Origin of the sequence: Brevundimonas sp. TWP2-3-4b2 (genome assembly GCF_049897345.1) — a bacterium.
In the GTDB taxonomy this organism is placed as follows: Bacteria; Pseudomonadota; Alphaproteobacteria; order Caulobacterales; family Caulobacteraceae; genus Brevundimonas.
Window position 1 is genome coordinate 542,022 of record NZ_JAFCWB010000002.1, and the last position, 16,258, is coordinate 558,279.

9 protein-coding genes are annotated in these 16,258 nt (G+C 64.7%); 4 read left to right on the plus strand and 5 right to left on the minus strand.

Going from position 1 to position 16,258, the window contains the following annotated elements:
* Positions 1-638 precede the first annotated feature (638 nt).
* The gene (locus ACP7AS_RS06290; RefSeq protein WP_426027998.1) at positions 639-1,349 is read right to left on the minus strand and encodes a hypothetical protein; all 711 of its coding nucleotides are present in this window, start codon (positions 1,347-1,349) and stop codon (positions 639-641) included.
* A 479-nt stretch (positions 1,350-1,828) separates the two neighbouring features.
* Between ACP7AS_RS06290 and ACP7AS_RS06295 the strand changes: the two genes are divergently transcribed.
* On the plus strand, positions 1,829-2,659 hold the full coding sequence (locus tag ACP7AS_RS06295) for a DUF3883 domain-containing protein (RefSeq protein ID WP_426027999.1): 831 nt from the start codon (positions 1,829-1,831) through the stop codon (positions 2,657-2,659).
* A gap of 209 nt (positions 2,660-2,868) precedes the next feature.
* Here ACP7AS_RS06295 and ACP7AS_RS06300 read toward each other — a convergent pair whose 3' ends face one another.
* Together ACP7AS_RS06300 and lepA are read right to left on the minus strand one after the other, a co-directional pair.
* Positions 2,869-3,741, minus strand: coding sequence for a hypothetical protein (locus ACP7AS_RS06300; RefSeq protein WP_426028000.1), 873 nt, complete (start codon positions 3,739-3,741; stop codon positions 2,869-2,871).
* A gap of 8 nt (positions 3,742-3,749) precedes the next feature.
* Positions 3,750-5,558, minus strand: a complete 1,809-nt coding sequence (gene lepA, locus ACP7AS_RS06305) for a translation elongation factor 4 (RefSeq protein ID WP_426028001.1) — start codon at positions 5,556-5,558, stop codon at positions 3,750-3,752.
* Between the two features lie 204 nt (positions 5,559-5,762).
* Here lepA and ACP7AS_RS06310 point away from each other — a divergent pair, with 204 nt between their 5' ends.
* Positions 5,763-6,881, plus strand: a complete 1,119-nt coding sequence (locus ACP7AS_RS06310) for an efflux RND transporter periplasmic adaptor subunit (RefSeq protein ID WP_426028002.1) — start codon at positions 5,763-5,765, stop codon at positions 6,879-6,881.
* A 10-nt stretch (positions 6,882-6,891) separates the two neighbouring features.
* Positions 6,892-10,083, plus strand: a complete 3,192-nt coding sequence (locus tag ACP7AS_RS06315) for an efflux RND transporter permease subunit (protein ID WP_426028003.1) — start codon at positions 6,892-6,894, stop codon at positions 10,081-10,083.
* Between the two features lie 491 nt (positions 10,084-10,574).
* On the opposite strand, the gene ACP7AS_RS06320 is transcribed toward ACP7AS_RS06315, so the two are convergent.
* A complete protein-coding gene (locus ACP7AS_RS06320) occupies positions 10,575-13,193 on the minus strand; it encodes a TonB-dependent receptor (protein ID WP_426028004.1) in 2,619 nt (872 codons plus the stop codon).
* Between the two features lie 229 nt (positions 13,194-13,422).
* Positions 13,423-14,637 carry a Na+/H+ antiporter NhaA gene (gene nhaA, locus ACP7AS_RS06325; protein WP_426028005.1) on the minus strand — a complete coding sequence of 405 codons (1,215 nt, stop codon included), beginning with the start codon at positions 14,635-14,637 and terminating at the stop codon, positions 13,423-13,425.
* A gap of 188 nt (positions 14,638-14,825) precedes the next feature.
* Here nhaA and ACP7AS_RS06330 point away from each other — a divergent pair, with 188 nt between their 5' ends.
* A complete protein-coding gene (locus ACP7AS_RS06330; protein ID WP_426028006.1) occupies positions 14,826-16,241 on the plus strand; it encodes a protein adenylyltransferase SelO in 1,416 nt (471 codons plus the stop codon).
* Positions 16,242-16,258 lie beyond the last annotated feature (17 nt).

A 16,258-nucleotide genomic window follows, 5' to 3' on the forward strand; every position in this document is an offset into this window, starting at 1 on the left:
GGTTTGGCGCATGACTCTTCGCCGCTTGCGGACAAGCGGGTGGGGAGGGCGCGGGGCGACCGGGCCTCGCCCGGTGCTATGTGTTTGTACCGTTTCGACGAGACAGATCGCCCCGCGCGGCCGTTTTCCACGCGCCCTCCGGTTGGCGGCCCTGACTTCGGACCTCGCCGGATCACGCCGAAGCCCTTGCAGGCAACGACGCGCGGCGGACATGACGGCGAATGCGCCGTCAGCAGCCCGCACGGGAAGCGCGCGGCGAGCAGGTGGACGCCATCCATCGACGTCCTCAAGGACCCCCGGAGTATCCATCCCCCGGGCTCCATCGCTCGACCACAGCCCGCCGCCATCGAGAACGTGGATCCGACGCCCTCCCCACCGACGGGATGCGGGAATTATAGGGGCGGTCTGAGGGCGACGAATGATTCCGTTTGAGAAATCGTCAGGGCGTTGGAAGGGCGGGGGATTTTCGCGCCATCCCGACTACAGGTTCGCGGATTGTCAGCGGAGCGTCACCCTCCCCTGTCGTCATTCCGGGCGGAGCGCAGCGAAGACCCGGAACCCAGCGGCGCGCGAGAGCGCGAAGCCGTCGCGGACACCCTGCCTGAACAGATCGCCTCCGGCGCCGCTGGGTCCCGGCCTTACGCCGCCTCTGCCATCGCGACCTCGGACCATTGTTCAGCCATCGCCTTGGCGATGCCCGGATAGAAGCGGGAGCGTTCTTTCCAGAGGTCCGGGGACGGCGGCATGTGGTGAACCCGGGGATCGCGTCCACTGACTATATCGGTCGGCACCAACGGCGGCAGATTCTTCAGCCACAGACAGGTCCGCTTGGTCTCGCCGTGACCGAATTGCCAAGGCTGGATGCTCTGGGCGAAGTCCTCAAAATTGACGATCCGGGTTTTGGCGTGCCGGTGCATCACCGGGTTCTCGATCGCGATGCGATCGATCGGTGCGTTCCAGAAGTCCGAGAACAGCGACGCGCCCTCGTCCAAGTCCGCCCACATCTGCTCCACTGTCTTTCCGCGCGGCGGCACGGTCAGCCACCGAACGCCGGAATTGCACAGCCGGGTACAGGGCGGATGGGCGACCATCAGCAGGTCCCACCCATCATTCAAAAGATCGCGCGCATCCCCGACGATATGGCGGTTCGACCCGTCTTCGCTCGGCAGCAAATCGCACGACCACGCATCATGGCCGAGGTCGAGAAAGGCGTTGCGGACGATCCCGCTGTACTCGCAGGCGATCAGCACCCGCATGACCGAGAGCCTCCGCCCCGTCGCCAAATAGTTCACTTGTTCGCGCCCGTTCTCTGCGCCCCGGTCTTTCGAGGCGCGCACAAACTGGCTCATAGCCGCTAACAAAATACCAGGATAGGTTGTCTAAAAGTGATCTGTGGATCAAGGGGTGACCACGTTGACTTTTCGTGAACAAAACCAGAACTGTTTTGGATGCCTGACATCCGAACAGTCCACCTCGCCCGCCATCGCTTACTGCCTCATGACGGCACTGGGACCGTCTACTGCACCATGACTTACGACGGGAAGCCCGGTCCCGCTTTGGCCTTCGTGAGCCCCGGTGAGTTCCCGGAGTTCGAGGGTGAGGAAGCGTGGTTCCGGGTCCGCTGGTTCAACAAGCACCGGCGAGAATTCATTGAACAGGTGGAGGGGCGGAGATGAAGCGCGATTGGCAAGAAGCCCTAATGGTGATCGCGCTCGCTCTCTGCGTTTTCGCACAAGGGATCGTGACGATCCTGCTGACGGCGAACTTGGGCTTCCGATTCTAGGGATTCACAGGCTAGCCTTGCCCCTCGCTATGCTTGAGGCTCTGCATGACAATCCCACCCGAACCTCGGATCGATTGGACCGACTGGCAGAACGACCTGATCGTCGCCGACTATTTCGATATGTTCGGCAGGCTTTTGGCAGGCGAAAAGATCAACCGTCTCGAACGAAATCGAGAACTCCAGACTCTTACGGCCCGAACCAAGGGATCCATCGAGCGGAAGCGGATGAATATCTCGGGGGTGCTCGACGGTCTCGACATGGAATGGATGGAAGGCTTCGCGCCTAACGATCATTTCCAAATCCCGCTCGCCGATGCGGTTCAGCGCTACCTAGATCGTCATCCCGAATGGCTTGATGACACTGTCGCAGCAAAGCTTATCGACGTAGATATGCATCTATCAGAGGACTCCCCGCCGCCGTTGGGACCACCCCCCGCTCCGCCGAAAGCCGCGATGGAGCGCATTGCCCGTAAGTACAATCACGCTGAGCGGGACTATCAGAACCGCCGCCTTGGCTATCTTGGCGAGAAGCTCGTCTATCACCGCGAAAAAAGGCTCCTGACGGAGGCCGGCTCCAAGTTCGCTGAAAAGGTCGAGTGGACCTCACAGGAAAAGGGCGATGGCGTCGGCTACGACATCCTTAGCTTCAGCACTGACGGCGAGCCCAGGAAGATCGAGGTCAAGACGACCAACGGCTCGAAAACCACCCCATTCTTCCTCACCCGGACCGAGCGAGCCGTCTGCGAGGAGGAGCCTGATATTTGGCGGCTCTACAGATTGCACGACCTCGACAAGACGCCCGGCATCTTCTGTATTCAGCCCCCCCTTGAATCATTCGTTCGGCTCACGGCAGACACTTGGCGCGCGACGTTCTGACGGCCGTCTTGGCACCGGCCCTACGCGTGTTCGGGACCTCGTCGCCACACGCGTGCCGGCTTGCACCCGGCATTACCCCGCAGCACTGATCAGGTCTGACAGCTTAGCGTCGCGATAGCCCCGCTGGATCATGTAGTGGTTCCCAGCCGGTAGCCAATCCGCCCGGCACGACTCAGCCGTTGCCGCCCTCAGCTACATAGGCGGTTTGCTTAGTCCGGCTGATAAGACTCGAACGCGTTGCCAACTTCTCCGCCAAAACGCACGAGACGAAGCCCAAACGTTCGGCAGAACGAGGCGAGTTCAGCTTCTTGAGGCGGCCTGACCCGCGGCGGGCCTAGTTTGGGCACGGCGGAGAGAGCGTTCTCACCCTTGATCAGAATGAGTTGGCGGCGACTGCGATAGAGAACGTAGGCGGCTTCGCAGGCCCACACTCGCTGACCAACGTAGGCCCTCGTTTGCCGCTCTTCTAAAGGCAAACTCGAAACAAACGCACGATAGCCCTCGATCACATCCGGTATATTCGAGATCATTCCATCGCACTGATCCCAGAGAGACACGAAGACGATCTGGTGACCAAGCTGGAAGAACAGATGACCTGATCGGAGGTCGTGAATGAAGTCGAAATCGTCCTCTGGCGTGACGGCGTCCAAGACGAAAACTGAACCAAACGGCTTTGGTTCGATGTTCAGGCCGCCGCGCCACGCGCTGTAAAGCTGCCGGAATATCTGAATCTCTTCATCAAAATCATCGACATTCCAGAATGTCTCAGCTCCGGGATTCTTTATATCAACTTTGAGAGCAGAATCTTTATAGATCAACCCAATGTGAATTTGAAAAGCCCACAAGTATATATCTTTTAGTGACGCTGAACCGTCTGAAATTCGTCCTTCAATTTCGCTGAATTTCGAGTTGTGTTCTTCAGCTACCGGAACCTTGGCGTTGCGATAGGCAATCTTTGATCCGTTTGGTAGGTGATAGGTTTGATTGGCGAGATTGTACCGACGCTGCATCCATTTCGGAATTATATGCTCGTCATTTGATACGGGCTCGCCGCTAAACATACAGTGGGCGACTGACGCCATATCCCCCCTCAATCGTCATCCATCTTCAGCGCGGCGATGAACGCCTCCTGCGGGATCTCGACCTTGCCGAACTGGCGCATGCGCTTCTTGCCGGCCTTCTGCTTCTCCAGCAGCTTCTTCTTGCGGGTCGCGTCGCCGCCATAGCATTTCGACGTCACGTCCTTGCGCAACGCCCTGACCGTCTCGCGCGCTATGATCTTGCCGCCGATGGCCGCCTGGATGGGGATGACGAACAGATGGGGCGGGATCAGCTCCTTCATCTTCTCGACCATGCCCCGGCCGCGCGTCTCGGCCCGGCCGCGGTGGACCAGCATGGACAGGGCGTCGACGGGCTCGGCATTGACCAGGATGCTCATCTTGACCAGGTCGCCGACCTTGTAGTCGGTCAGCTCGTAATCGAAGCTGGCATAGCCCTTGGAGATGGATTTCAGCCGGTCGTAGAAGTCGAAGACGACCTCGTTCAGCGGCAGCTCATAGATCACCAGGGCGCGGCTGCCGACGTAGGACAGTTCGACCTGTGAGCCGCGGCGGTCCTGGCAAAGCTTGATGACGCCGCCGAGGTATTCGTCGGGGGTCAGGATGGTCGCCTTGATCCACGGCTCGCTGATTTCCATGATCTGCATCACGTCGGGCAGGTCGGCCGGATTGTGCAGCTCGATCTCGGTGCCGTCGCGCAGGCCGATCTTGTAGACCACCGAGGGGGCGGTCGCGATCAGGTCGAGGTTGAACTCGCGGCTGAGCCGCTCCTGGATGATCTCGAGGTGCAGCAGGCCGAGGAAGCCGCAGCGGAAGCCGAAGCCGAGGGCGGCGCTGGACTCCATCTCGAAGGTGAAGCTGGCGTCGTTCAGGCGCAGGCGGCCGATGGCGGCGCGGAGGTCCTCGAAATCGGCGGCGTCGACCGGGAACAGGCCGCAGAAGACCACGGACTGGACGTCCTTGAAGCCCTTGAGGGCCTCGGCGGTGGGCTTTTTCTCGTCGGTGATGGTGTCGCCGACGGCGGCGTCGGCCACCTCCTTGATCTGGGCGGTGAAGAAGCCGATCTCGCCGGGGCCGAGCTGGTCGACCGGGGTGTTCTTGGGCAGGAAGACGCCGACGCGGTCGACCAGATGGGTCGAGCCGTGCTGCATCATCTTGACGCGCTGGCCGGCCTTGAGCGTGCCGTCAAAGACGCGGACCAGCACCACGACGCCGAGGTAGGGGTCGTACCAGGCGTCGACCAGCAGGGCCTTCAGCGGCGCGTTCGGATCGCCCTTGGGGGCCGGCAGGCGGGTCACGATGGCCTCGAGCACCTCCTCGATGCCGATGCCGGACTTGGCGCTGCACAGGACGGCCTCGGAGGCGTCGATGCCGATGACGTCTTCGATCTGCTGGCGCACCCGCTCGGGCTCGGCGGCGGGCAGGTCGATCTTGTTGAGGACGGGGACGATCTCGTGGTTGTTGTCGATGGCCTGATAGACATTGGCAAGCGTTTGCGCCTCGACCCCCTGCGACGCATCGACCACCAGCAGGCTGCCCTCGCATGCGGCCAATGAGCGCGACACCTCATAGGCAAAGTCGACGTGCCCCGGCGTGTCCATCAGGTTCAGGACATAGTCGAGCCCGTCGCGGGCCTTGTAGTTCAGGCGCACGGTCTGCGCCTTGATGGTGATCCCCCGCTCCTTCTCGATATCCATATTATCAAGAACCTGCGCCGACATTTCGCGTGCGGTCAGGCCGCCGGTCACCTGGATCAGGCGGTCGGACAGGGTGGATTTGCCGTGGTCAATGTGGGCCACCACACTGAAGTTGCGGATGCGGTCGATGGGAGGGGTCGTCATGGCTCGCGCCTCTAAAGCAATTTTCCCGCAGAGGCGAACCCCTCTCGCCCGACGGGCCCCCGGCATTACTTCCGGTTAACAAGCCGATCTCCCGTTTGAGACTGGACGGCTTAAGCGATAAGAAGCCGCCTACGGCTTGCCTGTCCGCGTCCGGACAGGCGCGGCCCGGGTTCTCCCGCCCGGGTCTCTACAGGGGATAACGACGTGGCGATTGCGAAACCCGCTCTGGGTATGGTGCTGGCCGTAGTGACTGCACTGGCGCTGGCCAGCTGCGGCGGCGGCGACAAGAAGGACGCTTCGGCGGCCCCCAGGTCGCGACAGACCGTGACGGCCGCGACGATCGTGCTGACGGCCCTGCCCCGCGTGGTGACCGCGTCAGGGACCGTCTCGCCGTGGGAAGAGGTGCCGGTCGGCGCCGAGGCAGGCGGGATGGTGGCCACGGCGGTCTATGTGGACGAGGGACGCTTCGTCCGCCAGGGCCAGCCGCTGGTGCAGATGAACGACGCCCTGCTGAGGGCCCAGATGCGGCAGCAGGAGGCGGGTGTGGAATCCGCCCGGGCCAACCTCGCGCGAGACACGGCGGCGCTGGCGCGGGCCGAGGAACTGAAGGGGCGCGGTTTCCTCAGCCAGGCGTCGCTGGATACGGCCCTCGCCAATCAGCGGTCGTCTCAAGCGAACGTCGCGGCCGCCCAGGCCTCGCTGTCCGAGACCCGGACCCGCCTGTCACAGGCCACCGTCCGGGCCCCGGTTTCGGGTCAGGTGATCAGCCGCAACGTCACGCGCGGTCAGATCGTGAGCGCCGGAACCGAACTGTTCCGCATTGTTCGCGACGGCCGGCTGGAGCTGGACGCCCAGATCCCTGAAACCGACCTGCCGCTGATCCGCGCGGGGCAGACGGCACTGATCAGCGCCGAACAGGGCCGCAGCACCGGCACGGTCCGGATCGTCACGCCCGAGGTCGATGCCCAGACGCGACTGGGCGTGGCGCGTGTGACGCTGCCATCCGGCAGCGGGCTGAAGGCCGGCAACTTTGCCCGCGCCGAGATCGATGTGGGAGCCAGCCCGGCCCTGGTGGTCCCGGCCGCAGCCATCGTCTTCCGTGAAGGCAAGGCCGGCGTCTATGTCATCGGGCGCAACGATGCGGTGCGCTTTGTCACCGTCGGCACCGGCGCGCGCGCCGGCCAGCTGATCGCCGTCACGGGCGCGATCCAGGCCGGGCAGCGCGTCGTGATCAACGGAGCCGGCTTCCTCGGCGAGGGTGATCTGGTCACGGTCGGAACGGCTACGCCCGCCTCCGGCCAACCCGCCGCGACCCGAAACTAGGGGCCGCACCATGGGCTTTCAGAATATCTCGTCCTGGTCGATCCGGAACCCGATCCCGATCGTGCTGCTGTTCATCGTCCTGACGATGGCCGGGCTGATCAGCTATTTCAACTTGCGGACCAACAACTTCCCGGACATCGCCCTGCCGGTCGTCGTGGTGTCGGTGATCCAGCCGGGCGCGGCGCCGACCGAGCTGGAAACCCAGGTCACGCGCCTGGTCGAGGATTCCGTCGCCAGCCTGGGGCGGGTGAAGAAAATCAATTCCACCGTCAGCGACAGCGTCTCGACGACCACGATCGAGTTCGAACTCGGCGTCGACCTCGAGAAGGCGACCAACGACGTCCGCAACTCCATCTCCGGAATTCGCCAGAACCTGCCGGCCGACGTCCAGGAACCGATCATCCAGCGGGTCGAGTTCACGGGTCAGTCGATCATCAACTACGTGGTGCGCGCTCCGGCGATGAGCCCCGAGGAGCTGAGCTGGTTCGTCGACAACACGGTGTCAAAACGGCTGCTCTCGGTATCCGGGGTCAGCCAGATCAACCGCGACGGCGGGGTCAATCGCGAGATCCGCATCAAGCTGGACCCCGACCGCCTGGAAGCCGCCGGCGTCACCGCCGCAGGGGTCTCCAGCCAGTTGCGCGCCTCGAACGTCAACCTGCCGGGCGGTCGCGGCGAAGTCGGTGGCGAGGAACAGGCGATCCGGACCGTCGGTTCGGCCCGCACCGTCGAACAGTTGCGCGAGACCCTGATCCCGGTCGGGTCACGGACCGTGCGCCTCGATGATCTGGGCGAGATCACCGACGAATGGTCCGAAGCCCGCGGACGGGCCCGTTTCAACGGCCAGGAAGTTGTCGGCTTCGGCGTGATCCGCTCGATCGGTTCCAGCGAGGTCGACGTCTACAAGAATTCCATCAAGGCCATCGAGGCGCTCGACGAGGAACGGCCGGACGTCACCTTCGAGGTGATCTCCGACAGCACCTCGGACGTCATCAACAATTTCCACGCCTCGGTCGAGGCGCTGCTGCTCGGGGCCCTGCTGGCCATCGTCGTGGTGTTTCTGTTCCTGCGGGACTGGCGGGCCACGCTGATCACCGCCGTTGCCATGCCCCTGTCGCTGATCCCGACCTTCTGGGTGATGGACCTGACCAACCAGTCGCTCAACATTGTCACGCTACTGGCCCTGTCACTGACCGTCGGGATCCTGGTCGATGATGCGATCGTCGAAATCGAGAACATCGTTCGCCATATCCGCCAGGGCAAGGCTCCCTATCCGGCATCGATCGAGGCCGCCGACGAGATCGGCCTGGCGGTGCTGGCCACCACGGCCACCCTCGTCGCGGTGTTTGCACCGACCGGCTTCATGCCGGGCGTGGTGGGCCAGTTCTTCAAATCCTTCGCCATCGCAACCTGCGTCAGCGTTCTGTTCTCACTGCTGGTGGCACGGACCCTGACCCCCCTGATGTGCGCCTATATGCTGAAGCGCGACCAGGGCAAGGAACACAAGGATCCGTTCTGGATGACCCCGTTCCTGGGGTGGCTGTCTTGGTGCCTGAGCAGCTCCGCGTCACCGGCCCTCCACGAAGACCATGCCTCGGGTCGCGGCAGCTGGGTGCGACGCAAGATCGTCTTCCGCCTGCTGGATCACCGGCTGTGGGTCATCGGCATGGGCGCACTGTTCTTCGCCTTCTCGGGCTTCCTGGTGACCAAGCTGCCGGGAGAGTTTATTCCGGTGGAAGACGTCGGGCGTTCCTACATCACGGTCCAGTTGCCGCCGGGGACCACACTGCAGGAGACCGACCAGACGGTCGGCCGCATCACCGCCCTGCTGGACGCCCGGCCTGAAGTCGCGTCGGTGTTCTCGTCGGTCGGCTCGGCGACGGTCAGTTTCGGGCCCGGCGGTGGAGGCAGCGCCGGCGAGGTTCGCAAGGCCAATATGACCGTCAACCTGGTCAGCCGCTGGGACCGGAAGCTGACCCAGCAGGAGTTCGAGCGCGAAATCGGCCAGGAGATGAAGAGCGTGCCGGGGGCCCGAATCCAGTTCGGCGTTGCCGGCGGCGGCTCCGGCCTGATCAGCGTCGCCCTGGTCGGCGACAACCCCGCCACCCTGGAACGGTTGGCGGCACGGGTCGAACGCGAGATGCGTGAACTGCCCGGCCTGGCCAATGTGGTGTCGTCCTCGGCTCTGGTGCGTCCGGAAATCCTGATCACGCCCAAGGCCGATATCGCGGCCCTTCAGGGCGTGTCGGCCCAGACCATCAGCCAGGTCGCCCGCGTCGCCACCCTGGGTGACGCAGACCAGCTGCTGCCGAAATTCAACCTCGGCGACCGTCAGGTGCCGATCCGGGTCATGCTGGACGAAGCCTATCGCAGCGATCTGGGCGTGATCGAGAACCTGAAGGTGCCGACCAGCTCGGGCGGCGTGGTGCCGCTGTCTTCCGTCGCCGACGTCACCTTCGGGGCCGGCCCCAACCAGATCGACCGGCTGGACCGGCGTCGGGTGGCCAATATCACCGCCGAGCTGGCCGGCAGGACCCTTGGCGAGATGACGACGGAGATCAACCAGCTCCCGACCATGCGCGCGCTGCCGGACGGGGTTTCGCAGCAGCCCTCCGGGGACGCGGAAAGCTTCCAGGAACTCGGCGTGGGCTTCGGCTTCGCGATCCTGACCGGTATCGTGCTGATGTACGTCGTGCTGGTGCTGTTGTTCGGCAGCTTCCTGCACCCGATCACCATTCTGGCGGCCCTGCCGATGTCGTTCGGAGGGGCCTTCCTGGCGCTCTGGCTCACCGGCAAGTCCATGTCCATGCCGGCGCTGATCGGCATGATCATGCTGACCGGTATTGCCGCCAAGAACTCCATCCTGCTGGTCGATTACGCCATCATCGCCATGAGAGACGGCATGGCGCGCCGCGAGGCCCTGATGGACTCTGCGCACAAGCGGGCGCGGCCGATCATCATGACCACCATGGCCATGGGCCTGGGCATGCTGCCGATCGCGGCCGCCATCGGCGAGGGCACGGCGTTCCGGTCGCCGATGGCCATTGCGGTGATCGGTGGCCTGATCACCTCAACCGGCCTGAGCCTGCTGTTCGTTCCGGTGGTGTTCAGCCTGATCGACGGCATCAAGACCCGGCTGGAGCGGGTCATGGCCCGTCGCTTCCATCACCAGCATCCAGCCGAAGATCTGCCGGCGGAGTAGCCGGCGGCCACCGGCAGGGTGCCGGTCGGTTCAGGCGCAGAACCCATGAGGCGGGCCGTCTTCAGCGACCCGCCTCAAGGGTTCTGCGCCAGATCAGGGCGGATGCGTCGGAACGACTGGCTGCCACCGCGGTGGCCCCGGTCAGAGCCCCGACCGGACGTCGCGCGAACGGACGTAACCCGGTGCATTCGACATTCAGACATCGATACCCCGCCTGCCCTGCCGCATCATTGCGGGGCCGGGACCGGCATAGCCGCGACAAGAATCCCGGAGTCCGGACGCCGCCGCCCGCCCCGTGATCCCGTGTCGAGTCCGGTCCCCTGGAGTCCGGGTTCCGCTCCGCGGCCCCGGAAAGACGCTGTCTGATGGACGATCAGTGGCTCTGCTGTGTGTCGATTGAACATCGCCCCGGAGCCACCGTCCGCCGGACAAAACAAAACCGGCCGGGGTTGCCCCCGGCCGGCTGATCCGTCCGCCTTGCGGCGTGCGGTCTAGTATTTGAAGCGCAGGGTCGCACCGTAGGTGCGCGGCGCGCCGAGGAAGGCGTTGTAGGTCTGGGTGTCCTTCGCCGCGTCGTAGAAGGTGCCCGGGTTGCTTCCGGCCGCCTGGACGGTCGTCTGGAAGGCGCTGCCTTGCAGGAAGGCATTGTAGGCGACCTGGACGTACTCTTCGTCGGTCAGGTTCTGGACCCAGAACTCGCCCGTCCAGCGCTCGTCCTCGGTGCCGAGGGTGATGCGCGCGTTGAGCGTGGTGAAGGCATCCTGTTGCTTGTAGGGCAGCAGGTCCGAACCGGTGTTGTAGTCCGACATATATTTGCCGGCGAGGCTGAACCCGCCACGCAGACCATTGCCCAGGTTGCGCTGGAAGTTCATCGCCAGGCTGCCCGACCACTCAGGTGCGAACGAGGCGCGGGCACCCGGCAGCAGCGAAAGCTGCGGGAAGTTGCCCGGCGTCACCAGGTCAGCAGCGGTGAAGTTGCCGTACTGGGCGTCGGTATAGGTGACGCCGCCCTGGAAGCTCAGGCCCTCGATCGGCGTGAACCAGACCATGTCGGCGTCGACGCCGCGCGAGGTCAGTTCGGGGATCGATTCCACCACGAAGGCGGTGCCGAGGAAGGTGTTGAGCTGGAAGTTGTCGAACGTCTGGTCGAAGTAGGTAGCGTTCAGCAGCAGGGTACGGTTCAGCAGCGTCATCTTCACGCCGGCTTCGTAGCTGTCGACCACTTCCGAGGGGAACAGGGTCGAGGCTTTCGGCGTGATGCCGTTCTGCACGCGGTCGAGGTTGTAGCCGAAGCTCTTGTAGCCGCGAGCCGCCGACGCATAGAACATGACTTCCGGGCTGATACGGTAGGCCGCCTTCACCGTTCCGGTCAGTTCGCCGTCGTCGAACGATTCCGAGATGTTGCGGTTGGCATAGGCCGAGTTGGTCCACGGCAGGCAGAAGCGGCCGAGGATGCTGGACGTCGAGGCACCCAGAACACCGCTGATGGCAGTCGCGTTGGCCAGGGCGGCGTTGCAGGTGTTGCCGCTGTTGTTGGTGTTGCGCTGTTGGCCCTCAAGGCTCTTGTCGTCCATCGTGTAGCGCAGGCCGAGGGTGATATCGAAGGCCTCGGTCACCTTGAAGGTGTTGTTCGTGAAGATCGCGAACGAGGTGGATTCCTGATTGTAGACGTCTTCGAAGGTCTGACCGACGGTGAAGCCGATACCGCCGCCGCCGACGGCACCACCGCTGGCGAGGCAACCCTGGAAGCCCGGCGAGGTCTGAGCGACGCGGGTGTAGCAGCCGATCGTCGACGGGCTGATCGGGAACGCCGGGACGGACGCGTTCAGCGAAGCCGACAGCAGGAACGACAGCAGCGGGGTGTAGTCATCGCCGAGGTAGAAGCTGTCACGACGCTCGATGTCTTCCTGGGTCCCGAACACACCGACCAGCCAGTCCAGCCGGTCGGTCTTGCCGGCCAAACGGAATTCCTGGGTCAGGTTGTCGATGGCAACGCTGAAGTCTCCGTCCTGGACGCGGTAGGCGAAGTCGGCACCGCTGAAATCAGCGTCCTGGCCGTTCGAGGTCGTCCAGCGACGCGCCGAGGTGATCGACGTCAGGGTGGCACCACCGAACATCGACGGCATGTCGAAGTTGGCTTCGATCGAGACACCCTTGTCTTCGATCTCCTGGGCCGTGGACCGGTTGGCGAACGCATTGCGCGAGAACGGCAGCGGACCGTTACCCGCGGCCGGCGGACGCTGGCCCGTGCCGGTCGAGAGACCGTCGACGAAGGGATAGGTGTTGGCGGTGCGGATGTTGACGCCCACGCAGCAGAACTCGTCACGGGCGCTGTAGTCGGCGATCAGACGCACCGAGGTGTTGTCGTTCGGCAGCCAGAGCAACTGGCCACGAACGGTGCCGTAGTCGGAGTTGTTGTCGGTCGCTTCAGGGCGCTGGCCGTCACCCCGGTCGATGTTCATGAAGCCGTCGCGGACGTTGCGGCCCGCGTACAGACGGAACGCCAGCTTGTCGCTGATCGGGCCGGTCACCGAACCCGAGGCACCCATGCGGCCGTAGTTGCCGACGTCCACCTGGGCGTTGAAGCCGGGCGTGAACGACGGGGCTTCGGTGATGATGTTGATAACGCCGGCCGAGGTGTTCTTGCCAAACAGCGTGCCTTGCGGACCCTTCAGCACTTCAATGCGCGACAGTTCACCCAGATCGCCGAAGCCGACCGAGTTGCGCGAACGATAGACGCCGTCGATGACGACGCCGACCGAGCTTTCCAGGCCGGGGTTGTCACCGACCGTGCCGACGCCGCGGATACGGGCGGTGGTCGAGGCTTCCGTCGAGGTCGAGGTGACCGTCAGGCCGGGGGTCAGGATCTGCAGGTCCTTGATGTCACGGACACCGGCGTTCTCCAGCATTTCCTGCGACAGGCTGGTGACCACGATCGGCACGTCCTGCAGGTTCTGCTCGCGCTTCTGGGCGGTGACGATGATGTCGTCGATGGTGGTCGGCGCGTCCTGCGGCGTCGACTGGGCCGAAGCCACCCCGGCGAAGCCGAAGGCGCAGGCACCGACGACGGCGGCCGACACGGTGGTACGAAGAAGGTTGGTTAGGCGCATGGTCGCTCCCCGACATGGGCCGGAGCCCCGTCAATGACGGCGACCGCGGCGTTTCCTGATCCCTGGCCCGTGCTCTTCTTGACGGAGCGCGGAAATCCAGCATCCGGCGTAGTCCAAGCCGGACTCAGCGACAAGGCAAAGGGCCGTTACCGGCCCCCTTTCTGCCATAGCGAAAGCTCCAGTGTGACGCAAAAGCGACAAAAACCAATGACGCTGCGTCAATATTCGCCTACCCGGCAGTAGTATCGGCACCCTCTGGAGCCAAATTCTTGCGCCGCCGGGCCGCGGCGGCCAGAACCCCGGCACCGATCATGCCGGAAACCAGCGAACCCAGCAGCACGCCCAGCTTGACCTCGACCTGTTCCGGCGAGTCGATCGCGCCGGGAAAGGCCAGGGCACCGATAAACAGGCTCATGGTGAAGCCGACACCGCACAGCAGGCTGACCCCATAGACTTCCAGCCAGGTCGCGCCGGTCGGCTTGCGGCCGATCTTCAGCGCCGAAGCCAGCCAGGCGGCACCCAGCACCCCGAGCTGCTTGCCGACGAACAGCCCAAAGGCGATGCCGAGTACCAGAGGAGCCAGCATCTGGTCGAGCGACAGGCCGGCGAAGCTGACTCCCGCCTTGGCGAAGGCGAACAGCGGCAGGACCAGATACGCCACATAGGGATGCAGATCGTGCATGGCCTCCTGCAACGGGCTCTGGCCGTCGCAGCGGCGTTCGACGACGGGGACGATGGCGGCGAAGGCGACTGCGGTGAGGGACGTCGACAGCCCCGCCCGCACGGTCAGATACCAGACCACGCCGAATCCCAGCACCCAGAAGGGGGCCGGTATCTTGCGCGTCCGCGCCACGAAGAAGCCGACCACCAGAAGGGCGACCACCCCCGCGAGCGGCAGAAGACTGACGCCGCTGGAAAAGAGCACGGCGATCAGGGCGATCGCGCCCAGGTCGTCGACAATGGCGAGGGTCAGCAGGAAGACCCGCAACGACGACGGCAGGTTCCGCGCCACCATCGCAAAGACGGCCAGGGCGAAGGCGATGTCCGTGGCCAGCGGGATCGGCCAGCCACCGTGCGGCCCGCCCATGACGCCGGAGAAGGCAAGATAGACGAGCGCGGGTGCCAGCATGCCGCCGGCCGCGGCCAGCACCGGCGTGGCCAGCTTGCGCGGATCGCTGAGCTCGCCGCGCAGGATCTCGTATTTGATCTCCAGCCCCACCACGAGGAAGAAGATCGCCATCAGCCCCTCCTTGATCCATTCGGAAATGGACAGCTCGAGGAGCAGCGGCCCCACCTGCAGGAGATGTTCGCTCTTCAGCCAGCCGAAATAGGCCGCAGACCAGGGCGAGTTGGCGACGACGAGGGCCGACAGGGCCGCAAGGCCCAGCACGGTGCCAGAACCGGCCTCGGTCTTGAGGAAGTCGAGAGTCAGGTTACGGGCCACGGTCGCCTCCGAATCGGAAAGGTCTGTCGTGGCGTCAGGTTATCGACGGACGCCGGACCGAATTCGGCCCCTTGAAAGGAGCGCCGGCCTGGCTGCGCAAGGCAGCCTGATCTCTGTCGGCGACAATAGAGGTCGGCGCGCCAGGTTCAACTATTGCGCCGCAAGATTCGAAACGGCATCTGCGGCGGATGCCGACGTCCGCCGCCTATCAACCTGAGCCCCGCTTCGCCGATCTGGGCGATGAATACGGCGATCCCGCACGGCCGGCGGACTTTCCCGCCGCCCTCCTGCGCCGCCGCAACGATCGGGCGGCGGCGACCGTCGGGCTCGAGACCCTCACCGACGCTGAGTGGACCGCCCATTTCGGCCGGTTCGAGCCCCTGCCCGGGCAGCCGGGGCCGATTGCCATGCGCTACCACGGCCACCAGTTCCGCACCTACAACCCCGATCTGGGCGACGGGCGCGGCTTCCTGGCGGCACAGATGCGCGATGATCGGGGCCGGCTGCTCGATCTGGGAACAAAAGGATCGGGCCAGACGCCGTGGTCGCGGGCCGGGGACGGGCGGCTGACGCTGAAGGGCGGCGTTCGGGAAATTCTGGCCGCGGAAATGCTGGAGACGCTGGGCGTGCCCACGAGCCGCGCCTTCAGCCTGATCGAGACCGGCGAGGCCCTGCAACGCGGCGATGAGCCGTCACCGACGCGGTCCGCGGTGCTGGTGCGGCTGTCGCACAGCCACATCCGCTTCGGGACCTTCCAGCGCGCCGCATACCTGGGCCGCAAGGACATGGTCGAGGCCCTGGTCGAACACGCCCGCAGCCTCTATCACCCGGACGTCGCTGCGGGAGATGTCCCGGGCTTTCTGCGGGCGGTGGTCGAGGCCTCGGCCCGGCTGAACGCGAGCTGGATCGCCGCCGGCTTTGTCCACGGTGTGCTGAACACCGACAACCTGAATGTCACGGGCGAGAGCTTCGACTATGGCCCGTGGCGGTTCCTGCCGTCCTATGAGCCCGGATTCACCGCCGCCTATTTCGACCATTCAGGCCTCTATGCCTTCGCGCGTCAGCCGGAGGCGGTATTCTGGGCCCTGACCCAGCTGGGCGGGGCCCTGAAGCTGGTGGCCGATGCTGAACCCCTGACCGAGGCGCTCAATGCGTTCGGGCCGGCATACATCCAAGAACTGCGCGCTGCCTTCCTCGCCCGGCTGGGGGTGCTCAGTCTCGGCGAGGCGGCGGACCAGCGTCTGCTGGACGCGACCCTGGCGCTGTTGCGCGAGGGCGGCGAAGCCCTGCGCTGGGAGCCGCTCTTCTTCGACTGGTTCTGCGGCTTTGCGTCATCCGCCCGCGCCCTCGGCGGACCGCGCGGCAAACTCTGGCAGGGCGAGACGTTCGACGCCTTCCGCTTCGCCCTGTTCGAGCACGCGCCTAACCGGCCGGAGCGGCTGGAACATCCGATGTTTGCCCGGCCCGAGCCCGAAGAGATGCTGATCGACGAGGTCGAAGCGATCTGGGCGGCAATCGAGGCCGACGACGACTGGGGGCCGTTCGAAGCCAAGCTGCATCGCCTGCGCGAAAGCGGCGAGACCTGGGCGCTTAACGCACGCTGACTGCGGGCAAGCGGCGC